Origin of the sequence: Xanthomonas albilineans (assembly GCF_009931595.1) — a bacterium.
Classification (GTDB): Bacteria; Pseudomonadota; Gammaproteobacteria; order Xanthomonadales; family Xanthomonadaceae; genus Xanthomonas_A; species Xanthomonas_A albilineans.
This window is the reverse complement of record NZ_CP046570.1, coordinates 1435374-1450002: the sequence shown is the minus strand read 5'-3', so window position 1 is coordinate 1450002 and position 14629 is coordinate 1435374. Positions and strand designations below refer to the sequence as shown.

Below are 14629 nucleotides of genomic sequence, written 5' to 3'. Positions count from 1 at the left end.
CGCTATCGCCGCATCGACGCCCGCCTTCCACCCGCTAAAATCGACCGCATGGCCTCCCTCGTCCGCTGGTTCCACCAACTCGGTTCGCCGCCCGTTTTCGATCGCCTCGCCGCGCGCTGGGCGCCGTGGTGTTACCTGCTTTCGTTGGTAATGGCCGGCGCGGGCATCTGGCAGGCGCTGTTCGTGGTGCCCGCCGACCGCTTGCAGAGCGACGCCTTTCGCATCCTTTACATTCATGTGCCCTGCGCCTGGATGAGTTTGTTCGTGTTCGCGCTGATGGCCCTATATGCGGCGATCGCGCAGGTGTGGCGGATCAAACTCTGCGAGATCCTGGCAATGGCCTGCGCCCCCATCGGCGCCGCCTTCACCTTGATCACCCTGCTGACCGGCAGCATCTGGGGACGGCCGATGTGGGGCGCATGGTGGGATTGGGATCCACGCCTGACCAGCGAACTGATCCTGCTGTTCCTGTACATCGGAGTGATGGGCCTATACCGGGCGATCGAGGACAGGCGCATCGCCGCGCGTGCCGCCGGGCTACTGGCGATCGTCGGGGTGGTGTTGCTGCCGGTGATCCGCTACTCGGTGGTGTGGTGGAACTCGCTGCACCAGGGCCAAACCATCCGTCTGTTCGGCCAGTCCAGCATGGACGCGAGCATGCTGCCGCCGTTGTGGTGGATGGTCGCGGCGACCAAGTTCTGGTTCGCCGGCGCGTTGCTGACACGGGCACGCGCCGACAATCTGCGCCGCGAAGCCGGCAAGGACTGGGCCGCGCAACGGGCGGAGGCGCGCGGATGAACTATTTACCTTACGTGGCCGGCGCCTACGCGGTGTTCGCTGGCGTCTTGCTGGCCGACTTCGTGCTGGCACGCGTGCAACTGCGCAGTGCCCTGCGTGCGGCGCGACTGCACGCACAGCGCAAACGCCAGACCAAGACCGAACCAGCGGCCCCACAGGATCTGAGCCGATGAATCCACAACGCAGGCGGCCGATGCACGATGGCGCGTTCGTCGCCGAGGAAGTGCCGGCCAAGCACGACGAAACCTATATGCCGAGGGAACTGGCGGAGAACATGGACCAAGCGCATCGCAAACAGCATGTGGGAGCGAGGCGGTGATGACATCGCTCCGGCACTCGTTATCGATGCCCAGGGATCAGGCAAAGCGACTGTGCGCCACCTGCTACGCGCTCGCGCATCCAGACATCTTCCTTGGCACCGTCCACTTTTGCTCTACCTGGGCCACGGATTCCGATTCGCCTGTCCCGGCTGATTGGTTCAGGGGTCCCGAACTGCGGGACTCGCACCATGCTGCCTGAACTGGGCCAACTCCTGCTGATCCTCGCCTTGCTCACCGCCGTGCTGCAAGCCGTGGTGCCGCTGGCCGGGGCGCAACGCGGGGACGCACGCTGGATGGCGGTGGCACGTCCTGCGGCATACGCGCAATTGCTTCTGGTCGCTGGCGCCTTCGCGTTGCTCACGTGTGCCTTCGTGACCGGGGACTTCTCGGTGGCCTACGTGGCCGACAATTCCAACGCGCTGCTGCCGCTGGTATACCGTTACTCGGCGGTGTGGGGCGCGCACGAAGGATCCTTGCTGCTGTGGACGCTGATTCTTGCGCTGTGGACCGCGGCCGTGGCGCTGTCTTCGCGGCGCCTGCCAGCCAGCGTGGTGGCGCGGGTGATCGGCACGTTGGCATTGGTGAGCACGGGTTTCCTGGCCTTCCTGCTGTTCACGTCCAATCCATTCGCGCGGCTGTTGCCGGCACCGCTGGAAGGACACGATCTCAATCCGCTGCTGCAAGATCCTGGCCTGGTGATCCATCCACCGCTGCTGTACACCGGCTACGTCGGTTTCGCGGTGCCGTTCGCGTTCGCCGTGGCCGCGTTGCTGGATGGGCAAGTGGATGCGCGCTGGCTACGTTGGACGCGACCATGGACCAATGTGGCCTGGGGATTTTTGACCATCGGCATCGCCCTGGGCAGTTGGTGGGCGTATGACGAATTGGGCTGGGGCGGCTGGTGGTTCTGGGATCCGGTGGAGAATGCCAGCTTCATGCCATGGTTGACCGGCGCGGCATTGCTGCATTCGCAAGCCATCACCGAAAAGCGTGGCAGCTTCGCCGCGTGGACATTGCTGCTGGCAATCGCCACGTTCTCGCTATCGCTGCTGGGGACGTTTCTGGTGCGCTCGGGGGTGCTGACCAGCGTGCATTCGTTCGCCGCCGATCCGGCCCGGGGTCTGTTCATCCTGGTCTTCCTGAGCCTGCTGTGCGGTGGCGCGCTGCTGCTGTACGCGCTGCGCGGCGGCCATTTGGGAACAGCCACAGACACTGCGCGGCAAGCGTTCACCGCCGCCTCGCGCGAGACCCTGCTGCTGATCAACAACCTGCTGCTGACCTGCGCCTGCGCGATGGTGCTGCTGGGCACGCTGTATCCATTGCTGGCCGATGCGCTGGGCCTGGGCAAGCTCTCGGTCGGGCCACCCTATTTCGGCACGTTGTTCGTGGTGCTGATGGCACCGCTGGTCGCCCTGCTGCCATTCGGGCCGCTGACCCGCTGGCAGCGCGAACAAGCATCGCGACCGCTGGCGCTGCTGGCGCCATGGGCAGGGCTGGCACTGTTGGCCGGGACGCTCGGCTTCTTCCTGGCACCGCAAGGTCCATGGAAAACCGGCGTCGGTATCGCCGCGGCGGCCTGGGTGCTGCTCGGCACCGCACGCTTCGTATGGAGTCGGATCCAGCTCAAAGGCAGCCGCTTCAGCGCCGAAATGCTCGGCATGACCCTGGCCCATGGCGGTATCGCGGTGTTCCTGATCGGCGCGTTGCTGGTGGAAGCGCTGGAGCAACAGCGCGAAGTGGCGTTAGCGCCTGGGCAGCACCTGGAGATGGGCCGTTACCGCTTCGAACTTCAAGATCTTGACCAGCATCGCGGACCGAACTACGTAGCCGAACGCGCCCACGTGCAGGTACTGCACGACGACCGCCCACTGACCCAACTGTTTCCCGAAAAGCGCTTGTATGCCAGCGGCGGCCAGGCCATGACCGAAGCCGGCATCCACGCAGGTCTGTATGGCGACATCTACGTCTCACTGGGCGAACCATTGGGCGGTAACGCCTGGGCGATACGCCTGCAAATCAAACCCTTCGTGCGCTGGATCTGGCTCGGCGCGGCACTGATGGCACTGGGTGGTTTCGTCAGCGCAGCCGACCGGCGCTTGCGTCGTTCTCCGGAGACCCCATGATGTCCAATCCCACCTCACCTCGCCTGCCCCTACCTGCCATCCTGCTCGGCGCACTGTGCTGCCTCTGCCTGCTGGCGCTGCTGCTCTACGCGGTCAAGCATTCCGGCAGCGCCGATCGCGATGCACTGCCATCGACGCTGATCGGCAAGCCCGCGCCAACGTTCACGCTGCCCTTGCTGCACGACGCCACGGTGCGCGTGCACAGCCGCGACCTGCTCGGCGCGCCCTATGTGCTCAACGTCTGGGGCAGTTGGTGCCCGTCCTGCCGCGAAGAACACCCGATCCTGACCCACTTCGCCCTGAGCAAGCGTGTACGCGTGATCGGCTACGACTGGAAAGACACGCGCGACGATGCCCTGCACTGGCTGGAGCAGTTGGGCAACCCATTCCTGGCGGTGCTGTTCGATCCCGATGGCCGCACCGCGATCGACTGGGGCGTGGCCGCAGCGCCGGAGACCTTCCTGGTCGACGCGCACGGCGTGGTGCGCTGGAAGCATGCCGGGCCACTGACCGAGCCCATCATCCAGAACGAACTGCTGCCGGCGCTGCACCAAGCCGAACGCGCGGCTCCCGCAGCGACGTCAGGCCAGGCCGGCCAATGAACCGCCGTCGGCGCGCGTTGCGATGTGGACTGCTGGTGCTGCTGGTGCTGCTGGCGTGGTCCACGCTGGCCGGCGCCGCGCCGGTCTACGACCCGACACCGCTGGCCTACCGCTCCGCCGCCGAGGAAGCGCGCTTCCATGCATTGACCGCCGAGTTGCGCTGCGTGCAATGCCAGAACCAATCGCTGGCCGATTCGCATGCGCAGATCGCCATGGACCTGCGCCGCGAAGTGCTGGAGCTGATGCAGCAGGGCCGCTCCGACGCGCAGATCAAGCAGTTCCTGGTCGCCCGCTATGGCGAGTTCGTGCTCTATCGGCCACAACTCGAAGCGCGAACCTGGCTGCTGTGGTTCGGGCCGCTGACGCTGCTCGGCGCTGGTACGCTGCTGCTGGCCCGACTGGTGCGTCGACGCACCACAGCCGCGAACGCCGCGCCACTGCAAGATCAACAGGAGTGGTGATGCGATGCTGAGTTGGCAGATGTCCAGTATCGCCGTGGTACTGGCAGCATTGGTGTTCGCGGCGGTGCTGTGGCCGCTGCGCGGTGATCGCCGCAGTCGCGCACTGCTCGCGGTGGCGGTACTAGCGCTGAGTGCGGCGACCGCTGCGCTATACGCCCTGATCGGCACGCCAAAGGCGTTGCAGGCGCAACAACGGCAGGCGCCGCGCACGCTGGAAGAAGGCGTCGGGCAATTGCAGACGGCATTGCGTAAAGACCCCGCGCGCGCCGACGGCTGGGCGTTGTTGGGCCGCAGTCAGCGCGCGCTGGGACGCAACACCGAGGCCGCCGCCGCCTTCGCCCGGGCGGTAAGCCTGGCACCGGATCAGGCACCAATCCTGATCGAAGCCGCCCAGGCGCGTGCGCTCGCCGACCCGCAGCGCCGTTTCGACGACAAGGCGCTCGCCTGGCTACAAAAGGCGTTGCAGGTCGCACCGAACAGCGAACGCGCAGCCTGGTTCCTGGGGATCGCGCAACGCCAACGCGGCCAAAATGGCGCCGCTGCCGCCACCTGGCAAACGTTGCTGCCGCGCGTGGATGCTGAAACCGCCGAGGCCTTGCGCCCGCAGATCGATGCCGCCCGTGCCGCCGCCGGCCTACCGGCATTGCCGACAACGGCGATCGCCGGCACCAAGCGCGTAACCGGCAGTACAGCGCCCGCCGCCGCGACACTGACCGTGGTTGTCTCGGTGGAGCCGGATGTCGCCGCAAGCATGCATCTACGCAAGGATGCCAGTCTCTTCGTGATCGCACGCGTGCCCGGTGGCTCCCCGATGCCGGTCGCGGTGCAAAAACAACCGCTGGGAGCGTTGCCGTTGCGGGTCACGCTCAGCGATGCGGACCGTCCGATGCCGACGCAGACGTTGTCGCAACTGCGGCAAGTCGAAGTAGTCGCGCGGCTATCGGCCAGCGGCGATGCGAAACGTCAGGACGGCGACATGGAATCGGCAGCGGTGATAGTGACGCTGCCGACCAGCGCGCCGGTGCAACTGAGAATCGGCAAGCACTGAAGCAAACTTCGCATCGACACACACCTCCCCATGCCAGGACAGGTCACATGCGCGACGCAAGCACGGCCAACGCCTGCGATGTCGGTACAGACCCGCTATCGATACGGCGACCACGCACGCCGTATCACTGAGGAACGCGCAATCGGATTTCGTACACAACGCCGCTATCGCACTAACGACGCGACACTTCCCTATACCGCTAACGTGCAGCACACGCTCTAGAATCGGCGCATGACCGAATTCATCCCGCCCGGTAGCCGCTTTCTCGCCCTGCCCTCGCCGTTCCCGATGAAACGCGGCGGCTACTTGCGCGACGCGCGCGTGGCTTACGAAACCTGGGGCACGCTGGCGGCAGACCGCGGCAACGCGATCCTGATCGTCACCGGGCTGTCGCCGGACGCGCATGCCGCCGCGCACGCCGACGATCCCACACCGGGCTGGTGGGAAAACATGCTTGGCCCCGGTAAACCGATCGATACGCAACGCTGGTTCGTGATCTGCATGAACGCATTGGGCAGTTGCAAAGGCTCGACCGGTCCGGCATCGCCGCATCCGGACGATGGCCAGCCGTACCGCTTGCGCTTTCCGGAGTTATCGATCGAAGACGGCGCCGCCGCCGCCGCGCACGTGGTGCGTGCGCTGGGCATCGCGCAACTGGCCTGCCTGATCGGTAATTCCATGGGCGGCATGACCGCATTGGCGCTGTTGCGCCAGCATCCCGGACTGGCGCGCAGCCATCTCAACATTTCTGGTAGCGCGCAGGCGCTGCCGTTCTCGATCGCGATCCGCTCATTGCAACGCGAAGCGATCCGCCTGGACCCGAAATGGAACGGCGGCGACTACGACGAAACCCGCTATCCCGAATCGGGCATGCGCATGGCGCGCAAACTCGGCGTGATCACTTACCGTTCGGCGCTGGAGTGGGACGGCCGCTTCGGTCGCGTACGACTGGACTCGGACCAGACCGATGAGGATCCATTCGGCCTGGAGTTCCAAGTCGAAAGCTACCTCGAAGGCCACGCGCGGCGTTTCGTGCGCCGCTTCGACCCCAACTGTTACCTGTATCTGAGCCGCTCGATGGACTGGTTCGATCTGGCCGAATACGGCGATGGCGACGTCCTTGCCGGGCTGGCGACGATCCGCATCGCGCGCGCCCTGGCCATCGGCGCCAACACCGACATCCTATTCCCGGTGCAACAACAGGAACAGCTCGCCGAAGGCCTGCGCAATGGCGGCGCCGACGCGCAGTTCATCGGCCTGGACTCACCGCAGGGGCACGATGCCTTCCTGGTCGATTTCGCACGTTTCGGGCCAGCGCTGCGGCAATTCCTGGACACGCTGTAAATCGCTCGCCTCCATCGCGCATGCGGCCTTGCCGCTATCGCCACCGATGGCAACGCCCTCACCCTTGACAGCAGTGCTACTACGCAAACGCCGTGGCGGCATAGCCGCAGTCGTCTTCCGACAGCACCAGCCCCCACATCAATGCGCACCGTTAGCTTTGCACTCTTTCCACTCCCTGGCGCCAACCTACTTCCAACCCGCTCCGCCTGGGATGCCGGCATTACCATCCTCAACGGCATTAGATTCGGGGCCGACCATGTTTATGATCACGAGTCCAAGCGACTGAATATTTTCGCCAAGGATCTTGCCGAGGGCGGGTGACACCCGTATCATGTACGGCTCCTTCGGGGTGTAGCTCAGTCTGGTAGAGCGCTACGTTCGGGACGTAGAGGTCGCAGGTTCGAATCCTGTCTCCCCGACCAAGTGATAGAACAGAGAAAAGGCTCTAAAAGCCGCAGAAATGCGGGACTTGAGGGCCTTTTCGCTGCTCCCGGCGACTTGCCCAGGGTTCTGTAAACACTCATGACCTTGGTTACGCGTAGCGGCACTCGAACTCTACAGGCGGCAAATTGCCATTGGAACCATGGCAACGTTTGAGGTTGCGACGTCCTCCCGCTCTGAGTACCAGTCGGATTTAGGGTGGGTCACCGCCCCTTCCATCCTCGCCAACTGTGAGATGCGCCGCCGTCAGGTCTGGGCATCAATTTTACGCCCAATTTTACGTCCGCCAGCAAAAAGGGCCGCTTTCGCGACCCTAAGTGCTTGAATCATATGGCGCCCGAAGTTGGACTCGAACCAACGACCCCCTGATTAACAGTCAAGTGCTCTAACCGGCTGAGCTATTCGGGCGGGGAGGCGCATTGTATAGATGCGTCGGATACCTGACAAGAGGGAGTTGCCAAGACAAGAGCGCTCCCGATGTTCACCAACAGTCCGCAGGATTTGCCGCCAGCGACGCAGTGCGTGCGCCGGTCTGATCCAGACCGAGCACACCACATTTCGTATCGTTCTGCAGCTGTGTCGGAGTGGCGCTCAGAGCGAAAACCGTGGCGGTTGGCTGAACCGAATAATCGAACGTGTAGAAATTATTCAGGTCCGGGCAAGCGTTCGCCGGCGCGGGGGCCTTTTGATAGGTCATATTGGCAGTGTAATAACGCTCCATGAGCTGCGCGGTTTGCTGCAGACAGACCTCCGCCGCAGAACGCCGCGACTTGACGATGGCCCACTTATAGCTGGCGAAGGCAATGCCGGCCAGGATGCCCACGATCGCCACCACGATCATCAGCTCGATCAAGGTGAAGCCAGACTGCCGGCGCCGTGCCGGTAAAGAAAACTGTCGCATCAATCTTTCCTCTGAAGTTCGCGCCAGGATACGCGCTTCATACCGAGCGCGCTGCTGTTGGTGCCAAAGGTAGTCGTAGTGCCATTGTCCAAGCCGACCTGCATCTGATTACCGATGAAGATCGGGTTGTTGGGACTACTGTTCAGGCCAACTCCCGAAACCGGAACGCCATTGAGTGTATCGCCGCTGCCGGAACCGCCGCTGCCATCCAGATCGAAGAACGACTGCGGCAAGCGTCCGCCCGTAAATGGATTGATCGCCATCACGAAGCCCTTGCCACTGGGACTGCACACATCACCGGAATCGGGAATACGCGTGGTGCCGATCAACGCCGTGCCCTGGAAAAAGTTGGAGACCACCATGCGCTCGCCCTGCGGTATCCGCGGGGCATTCGGCAGCGCCGGAGGCGACAGCAGATCCATGTACCAGCCATCCGGGCCAGGAGTCGGCTTGTCGTCGATCACCCGAACCGGATAACCATTGACCACACCCTCCTGCAAGATATTGACCTGATTCAACGTAGAGCGGCTGGAAGGAATCGTACTACCACGATCAATGAGGCCGTACCAAGTCTGCACATCTTTGTTGCTCAAATCGGCAGTGGACAGATACTTGCCGGTCCCGAAAAACACCCAACTCAGCCCTGTGGCCGGATCCTTCGCCGCAGCCGGGGCCGCGGTGATCGGCTGCACCGTACCCCCGTAGGTTGCACTGAACAATTTACTCGCCGAGCCGGTAACACCGCTCATGCTGAAACGCCACATATTGCCTTGCAAATCGCCGGCATAAATTCGGTCGATGATGAAATTATTGTTGGAAGACCACGCCAGCACCGGCGACAAGCCATTGCTCCCCTTGGCATTGGTGTTGATAGTCGTCGCCGCGCCGGTCAACACGTTGACCAGCACCAGAGTGGCCGAATCGGCGCTATTATTGGGGCCGTTGCCCAGCATCACGTACCACTGGCCATCGACAAGCTGCCCGATGATCGGTTTGCCTAGGTTGTTGCCTAGCGCAGGGATGTCCGTGGATGTCTTATCCCAGAGCAAGGAAATGTTATTGGGATCGGTCACATCCAGTGCAAACATGCCCTGTCCTCCCCGCCCCATGGTACCGACCAAGACAGAGCGCCAGCCATTCGCCACCGTGTAGACATCCGACACGGTGAGCTCGCCATCGACATAATAGCGGTGCTGGTAATTGGGGTCGGTATAGTCCAGCAATCCGGTCATCGCCGCTTTCGGCACGAAAGCGAACTTCTCGACACCTGACGTGGCATCGAACGCATGCAGCATGCCGTCATTGGCGCCTACGTACAGCATCGGCGTGCGCTTGGAATTATTGGCAGCGAAAGCGGCATAGCTGCTGGCGCCGGTGAACTTCGCGGCGCTGTAGAGCTGAGGATTGGGTGCGGCCACGTAGACCGGCTGCGAATCGACGATATCGCCCATGATGCCGGTACGCGCACGAAGATTACCACCAGGAGTGCCACCTTTTTCTTGGGAACGGTCGCCGCGCAGATAATTGATCTGATTTTGCGTGGCCGATGCCAGCGGCGTGTTGCTCAGATTGCCGTAGGCAAAGTCGGCCATGCTGGTAGTGACCCCATCAACTTTGGCGAACTTAATCGTCCGGGAACTCCACAGGGGAAAATTCGCGTTCGCGCTCCACGCCTGGGTCAGCGCACCGGTGGTTTGATTGACGTCGTAGGCAACCACATCGCCACGCCAAGTGCCGCTGTAAAACAGGGATTGATAGACCCTGGCACCGGATTCCAGCTTGCTTGTATTACTGGCGAGCGATGCAGCGGAGCCTACGACTTGCTGGATGATGTGCTCGAACGCATTGCGCAGGCTGGCCAGCATCTTGCTCGCGTCACCAACGCCGTAATAGTTGTTCGCCTGTTTGAACGTGGCATCCCCGTTGACGTAGGAACTGCCGTCCCACCATGTAGAGTCTGGCAAGGGACCCAGATTGGTATCCGGATCGTAGCCTTGCGGCACCTGGAAACCGCCATATTTCGCCGCCAACCAGAATTGATTGGTGGCTGGCCCGTAGTATTGATTATACTCCACAGCATCCACCCAATACGTGGACAGGGTCTGCATGCCAGGCAATCCATTTTTAGCAGTGTCCGGACGCAAATCCTTGGTATGCGCATCGTAGGCGAGCGCCGCGATGAAAGCGGAATTGCCAGATCCTCCAGGGTTAAATTGACCGCTGTTTGTACGGGCCGCCGCCTGGGCTGGGCTGAGCCCCTCCTTCTGCCAGATTTGCGTCATACGCGTCATCACGTTCACGGTGTTGTCGGCAGACACTTCCGGAGGCTTGGGCGGCTCACCTGCCAGGTTGGTATTGTTGCCTGGCAGATTCTTATCGTAGTGGGTATTGGTATCGCCAATACCCAAAATCACATTGACCTGACAACGGTAGGCAATGGGATCGTCCCAGTTGGTAATGACCGGAAAACCGTCAGCCTGCTGATACATGTTCAACGATGAACCACTCAACGCCGAATACGCCGCGATGTTGCCCTGGTTCTTGAAATAACGGATAGCCGCGTAGTAAAGCTCGCTGACATCGTCGAAGCTTTTGATGTTTTTTCCAGTATTGAGCTGGCCGAATTTGTTCAGGTAATTGATGACACCACTGTTGACGATGGGATTGGAAGCTCCAGCAATCGTGTTCGCGGCATCGGTAGCATCGGGATTTTTGTAGATGATGCCGGTGCTTGGATCCCACTCACTGGCCGCATTGAGAAGCGTCCCTTTATCGGGATTGTAGGTATAGGGACCAACGAACTTCTGCCTAGCACGCAGGATCCCGCTGTCGGCACCGGAACCCTGCTGGATGTCCACATCCTTGTAGCCGAAGATACTGTAACGGACCCGCTTGGAATACTCCTGAATCAAACCTTCGGGCTTGTAATTACCACTCGGATAGGCAACGCAATTATCCTCTAGGTAGGAGATTCCCTTGCTAGCATCGCAGACCTTGACCCGAACCGACACCTGGAAGATCAAGGTCGAATCCGGGACGCACCCCCTAGAAAACCCGCATGGCGTACCGTCCCTGGGATTGACATTAGCTCCATTCAACGTATGGACGCTTGGATTGTAAGGAATCGGCGTGCCAGGGTTGCTGATGCTGAAGTTGGTGTTGTTGAAGTTGGTGTTGTTGCTGAAGTACATTTGGTTGCCAAGACCATCAATCTGCATATTGAAGTTCTGCCAGCGTGCAGGCGTACCACCCGCGATAAGCCCCGGATTGTTGCTGATCGTACGCCGCGGGAAATCGCCAGTCGACGGCCGATCGGCAATCGCCTTTTCCAGAATGGTTTCGGTGGTGGTATCGCGCGAACGGTAACCACCGGTCAAGGCCGAGCGGAACGGGTCGATGGTCTGGGTAGCGGCCCAATTCAGAAAATTACCGGACCATAGATTGCTAGAACTTGGGCAAGCATAACTATTGCCAGTCAGCAAGCTGACAGGATAGAAGTAACGATCCGTTTCGTCGCTGGCGTTGTAATGGTATTGATAGCACTTACTGGAATCGAAATAACCAACGAACTTGACCGTAGGGGAATAGACGTCGGACAGATTCGCCTTGCTGATGACGGTGGGGTATTCGGTCGACGCCACGAATGCCAGGTTTCCCGGCACCGCGCTCCCCAGATACAGCGGCGACTGCGAGACATCCACATCCGCGCCAGCGCCACCGGCGGTCCCGATCAACACGCCTGCCACCACCGCAAGGAGCCAGTCCCGGCATATCGCGTTCTTTGCTCGATTGCTCATACAGGGATCCTTACTTGACGGTGATATTGGTCTGCAACACGACGATGGCGCGACCACTGGCCGAGGCCGGGCTGACGCTGCGCGCAATGACGCGGTAGTAGCTCTCCATCGAGGTCCCGCCGGTCCCGCCGTATTGGTTCTGGTTGATGCTCGATCCCAAACTCAATTGGTCTTGGCTGGTGCGCTGCCCCAGATACTGGATGTAATACTGCGCCGGACCCGCCTGCCCCTTTGGGGTCACCGTCCCATCCACCCAGCACTCCTTCGCGCCCACCGCACAACCGCCAGTTGTAGTGTCGTTATAGGTATTGGTGGGAACGGCCGGGCATACGGTCGCGCCACCGGAACAATTGAAACCGACGGTGTTGCCATTGACAGCGTTTGCCTGAATGAAGTTCTCGGCATCGCGCAGTGCGCCTTCGGCGGCCTGGAAGCCGAGGCTACGGTCGTACATATTGGACGACATGCGCTCCTGCAACAGGGTGCTGCGCAGCACCGCCAAGCCCAACAAGGTCATGATCAACAGCAACAGCAGAACGACGATCAGAGAAATACCGGTTTGCCGGGTTGAAGACGGAGAGATGTTCATGGGTTCCGGTTCCTGATGCTCACCGTCGTGCTGAAGGTGCGGGACACTGCCGGCGGCTGGCCCGCGGCCACCGGGTCGTTGGAATTGACGGTCATGACGATCCGCACGGCGATCACATTGGCCCAGTTGTTGGCATTGCTCACCACGCCCGCATCGACGTAAGCGGTAGCGCCGCTCACTAAGTACGTGAACTGCAGGTCGGTGACGCCTTCGGCGATTTCATTATTGGCAGACGCCCCACCCGGACCGATCACCTGCTGATACAACGACGTGCCGACCTTCGAGCTGGCTGTGGCAACGTACCAGCGCACTGCTCGCAGCTCGGAGAGGATGGAATTCATCTCGAACGTGTAGTTGTTCACGCCAGTGGCGCAAACAGACGGCAGCCGCGCAAATTGCGAGCACGCATTGAGCCCGCCAGTCGCATAGTTGACGTTTATGCCGGAGACAGCACCGACTTGCAGCACCGCAAGCTGCTGCCGGTCGCACAGCAACATGATCGCATTGGAATGCAGATCGGGCGCCGCTGCGTAAAGGGTCAGGGTCTTGCTGGTCGGATTGTGTGCGACAACGGTCGCGCCCCCCGTACCGGCGGAGAGCATCTGAATCACATCGGTCCCCGCCGTCGTGGTGAGACCAGGCGGGCTGCTTTTTTCATAACCACTCAACGGCATCGCCCAGTTCGTCCACCACTGATTGGTGGGATTTGTGAGCACGTTGACCACCGGCAGCCCGGAATCGCATTGATTGCCGCCGGCCTCGCGGATGTCCTGCGCCATCATTTCGAAGCCGGTTCGGGCGGTCTCCTGGATCCGACTGAGGCCTTCGGTCGCAGAGTAGGTCTGGCGGTTGGAAATGAAGATCCCGATCGCCGCGCCGACCACCAGCAGGCCGAGCAGCATCGAAATCATCAATTCGATCAGGTTGAAGCCCGATTGGCGTCGTGGCCGCTTATGGATAAAAAGAGGCTTCACAGTTCGGTCACCGTTGCTAATGTCTGGGTCGCGCTGCCGTTAACGCCACCCGCGTTCTTGCCGCGGCTGTCGTCCCATTGCACGGTGATCGTGCAAATGACTGCGCCCTTGGGATTGGCTGCACAAGCAATGGCGCCGCAGGTTCTCTGATTATCTCCAGCTAGGCTGCCACTGATCGCGGTCTTCAAGCCGTTGAGCCATAAGGCTTGGTCGCTGGAGATGATATCGGTGGCAGTGGGTGCGTTGCACAGCATGCCGGTGGTGTTGTAGCCACTCTTTATCGCCACAGCACGGTTGGCACGCATCGCATCGAGAATCGTATAGGTTTCCATCACGATCTGGCTGCGCTGCAGCGCGCTCTGGTTGTTGCGCAGCGCGGTGGTCTGCATGGCCGCCACCCCCAGCATCCCCACGCCAAGAATCAACACCGAAATCATGACCTCGATGAGGCTGACGCCTGCCATGTGTCTACCGCTGTCGAACCGTTTCATCGTCTCTCCGCTTCCCGAAACCGGCTTAGCCGGTGGTATTGCACTTGCCGTTATCGCTGGACGACTGAACCCGGATGCGGCTGCCGCCAATCATCTGCACGCTCATGACGTTATTTGTTGGACTGGTGACCGGCATACACACCGCGATGCCCATCGTCAACGGATCGCCAGCGTTGTTGCGGGCGACGCCGTCGGCGCCAAAGGTCAGCTTGTCGCCCAATTTATCGAGGTCTGCGCTTTGGACGATCAGGTCAGCGCGCAAGGTACTCGTGCGCAGGACGGTGCCATCGCGGGCAACGACCAAGAATCCAGTCCAGTTACCGCCGGCGGCGCAGGCTTTGCCATTGTCGCTGCGGCACAGGCTCACACCACCGTTCAGGCGAACCGCCTCCGAACGCGTCAATTGCAGCGCGGCAACCAGTTCGTTGGCGGTACTGGTCAAGCGGTTGCTGCGAATCAGCGCGGTAAAGCTGGGCACCGCCAGCGCCATCAGGATCGCCAGGATGGCGATGGTGACCATCAATTCGACCACCGTGAAGCCACGTTGCCGCGCCGGCTCGACAAGAGCGCGCTTCCCATGAACGACCATAGATCCCCCATCTCTATCCCCAGGTTAACGCTAGCGGCGGGGCTCCCGATCCGCCAGCCATTGCCGACGAATGGCAGCAATTCAGGGGTAGACGGCCCGTGCGCCGGGCAACGCCAGCCGGCATGATGTGCCTCAGTGCTCACCCCGCCGC

Annotated in this window: 14 protein-coding genes and 2 tRNA genes; 9 read left to right on the top strand and 7 right to left on the bottom strand. The window is 61.5% G+C overall.

Going from position 1 to position 14629, the window contains the following annotated elements; genetic code table 11:
- Positions 1–48: 48 nt before the first annotated feature.
- From ccmC to XaFJ1_RS06110, 9 genes are all read left to right on the top strand, one after another.
- Entirely contained in the window at positions 49–798 is a 750-nt protein-coding gene (gene ccmC, locus XaFJ1_RS06150; RefSeq protein ID WP_012915807.1) for a heme ABC transporter permease CcmC, read from the top strand.
- A complete protein-coding gene (locus tag XaFJ1_RS06145) occupies positions 795–971 on the top strand; it encodes a heme exporter protein CcmD (RefSeq protein ID WP_012915806.1) in 177 nt (58 codons plus the stop codon). The genes ccmC and XaFJ1_RS06145 overlap by 4 nt, the downstream gene beginning before the upstream one ends.
- Positions 968–1117, top strand: a complete 150-nt coding sequence (locus XaFJ1_RS06140; protein ID WP_012915805.1) for a hypothetical protein — start codon at positions 968–970, stop codon at positions 1115–1117. Before XaFJ1_RS06145 ends, XaFJ1_RS06140 begins: the two co-directional genes overlap by 4 nt.
- A gap of 189 nt (positions 1118–1306) precedes the next feature.
- Positions 1307–3241 carry a heme lyase CcmF/NrfE family subunit gene (locus XaFJ1_RS06135; protein ID WP_012915804.1) on the top strand — a complete coding sequence of 645 codons (1935 nt, stop codon included), beginning with the start codon at positions 1307–1309 and terminating at the stop codon, positions 3239–3241.
- Positions 3241–3843, top strand: a complete 603-nt coding sequence (locus XaFJ1_RS06130) for a DsbE family thiol:disulfide interchange protein (protein WP_045756809.1) — start codon at positions 3241–3243, stop codon at positions 3841–3843. Before XaFJ1_RS06135 ends, XaFJ1_RS06130 begins: the two co-directional genes overlap by 1 nt.
- A complete protein-coding gene (locus XaFJ1_RS06125; protein WP_012915802.1) occupies positions 3840–4304 on the top strand; it encodes a cytochrome c-type biogenesis protein in 465 nt (154 codons plus the stop codon). Before XaFJ1_RS06130 ends, XaFJ1_RS06125 begins: the two co-directional genes overlap by 4 nt.
- A 4-nt stretch (positions 4305–4308) precedes the next feature.
- A complete protein-coding gene (locus XaFJ1_RS06120) occupies positions 4309–5352 on the top strand; it encodes a tetratricopeptide repeat protein (protein ID WP_012915801.1) in 1044 nt (347 codons plus the stop codon).
- Between the two features lie 231 nt (positions 5353–5583).
- Positions 5584–6696 carry a homoserine O-acetyltransferase MetX gene (gene metX, locus XaFJ1_RS06115; protein WP_012915800.1) on the top strand — a complete coding sequence of 371 codons (1113 nt, stop codon included), beginning with the start codon at positions 5584–5586 and terminating at the stop codon, positions 6694–6696.
- Between the two features lie 345 nt (positions 6697–7041).
- Positions 7042–7118, top strand: a tRNA-Pro gene (locus XaFJ1_RS06110).
- Positions 7119–7468: 350 nt separating this feature from the next.
- On the opposite strand, the gene XaFJ1_RS06105 is transcribed toward XaFJ1_RS06110, so the two are convergent.
- From XaFJ1_RS06105 to XaFJ1_RS06075, 7 genes are all read right to left on the bottom strand, one after another.
- Positions 7469–7545, bottom strand: a tRNA-Asn gene (locus tag XaFJ1_RS06105).
- 73 nt (positions 7546–7618) lie between these two features.
- Positions 7619–8038, bottom strand: coding sequence for a type IV pilin protein (locus XaFJ1_RS06100; protein ID WP_012915799.1), 420 nt, complete (start codon positions 8036–8038; stop codon positions 7619–7621).
- Positions 8038–11835 (bottom strand): pilus assembly protein, encoded by a 3798-nt coding sequence (locus tag XaFJ1_RS06095; RefSeq protein WP_045756808.1) that lies wholly within the window; start codon positions 11833–11835, stop codon positions 8038–8040. The genes XaFJ1_RS06100 and XaFJ1_RS06095 overlap by 1 nt, the downstream gene beginning before the upstream one ends.
- A gap of 10 nt (positions 11836–11845) precedes the next feature.
- Entirely contained in the window at positions 11846–12424 is a 579-nt protein-coding gene (locus tag XaFJ1_RS06090) for a pilus assembly PilX family protein (protein WP_012915797.1), read from the bottom strand.
- Positions 12421–13398, bottom strand: coding sequence for a PilW family protein (locus XaFJ1_RS06085; protein ID WP_012915796.1), 978 nt, complete (start codon positions 13396–13398; stop codon positions 12421–12423). Before XaFJ1_RS06085 ends, XaFJ1_RS06090 begins: the two co-directional genes overlap by 4 nt.
- Positions 13395–13889 carry a type IV pilus modification protein PilV gene (pilV, locus tag XaFJ1_RS06080; RefSeq protein ID WP_012915795.1) on the bottom strand — a complete coding sequence of 165 codons (495 nt, stop codon included), beginning with the start codon at positions 13887–13889 and terminating at the stop codon, positions 13395–13397. Before pilV ends, XaFJ1_RS06085 begins: the two co-directional genes overlap by 4 nt.
- 25 nt (positions 13890–13914) lie before the next feature.
- A complete protein-coding gene (locus tag XaFJ1_RS06075) occupies positions 13915–14478 on the bottom strand; it encodes a GspH/FimT family pseudopilin (protein WP_012915794.1) in 564 nt (187 codons plus the stop codon).
- Between the last annotated feature and the right edge of the window lie 151 nt (positions 14479–14629).

Bases quoted from the DNA above. Each gene is read 5' to 3' on its own strand.
- ccmC (WP_012915807.1), top strand. From the start codon at position 49: ATGGCCTCCCTCGTCCGCTGGTTCCACCAACTCGGTTCGCCGCCCGTT.
- XaFJ1_RS06145 (WP_012915806.1), top strand. From the start codon at position 795: ATGAACTATTTACCTTACGTGGCCGGCGCCTACGCGGTGTTCGCTGGC.
- XaFJ1_RS06140 (WP_012915805.1), top strand. From the start codon at position 968: ATGAATCCACAACGCAGGCGGCCGATGCACGATGGCGCGTTCGTCGCC.
- XaFJ1_RS06135 (WP_012915804.1), top strand. From the start codon at position 1,307: ATGCTGCCTGAACTGGGCCAACTCCTGCTGATCCTCGCCTTGCTCACC.
- XaFJ1_RS06130 (WP_045756809.1), top strand. From the start codon at position 3,241: ATGTCCAATCCCACCTCACCTCGCCTGCCCCTACCTGCCATCCTGCTC.
- XaFJ1_RS06125 (WP_012915802.1), top strand. From the start codon at position 3,840: ATGAACCGCCGTCGGCGCGCGTTGCGATGTGGACTGCTGGTGCTGCTG.
- XaFJ1_RS06120 (WP_012915801.1), top strand. From the start codon at position 4,309: ATGCTGAGTTGGCAGATGTCCAGTATCGCCGTGGTACTGGCAGCATTG.
- metX (WP_012915800.1), top strand. From the start codon at position 5,584: ATGACCGAATTCATCCCGCCCGGTAGCCGCTTTCTCGCCCTGCCCTCG.
- XaFJ1_RS06100 (WP_012915799.1), bottom strand. From the start codon at position 8,038: ATGCGACAGTTTTCTTTACCGGCACGGCGCCGGCAGTCTGGCTTCACC.
- XaFJ1_RS06095 (WP_045756808.1), bottom strand. From the start codon at position 11,835: ATGAGCAATCGAGCAAAGAACGCGATATGCCGGGACTGGCTCCTTGCG.
- XaFJ1_RS06090 (WP_012915797.1), bottom strand. From the start codon at position 12,424: ATGAACATCTCTCCGTCTTCAACCCGGCAAACCGGTATTTCTCTGATC.
- pilV (WP_012915795.1), bottom strand. From the start codon at position 13,889: ATGAAACGGTTCGACAGCGGTAGACACATGGCAGGCGTCAGCCTCATC.
- XaFJ1_RS06075 (WP_012915794.1), bottom strand. From the start codon at position 14,478: ATGGTCGTTCATGGGAAGCGCGCTCTTGTCGAGCCGGCGCGGCAACGT.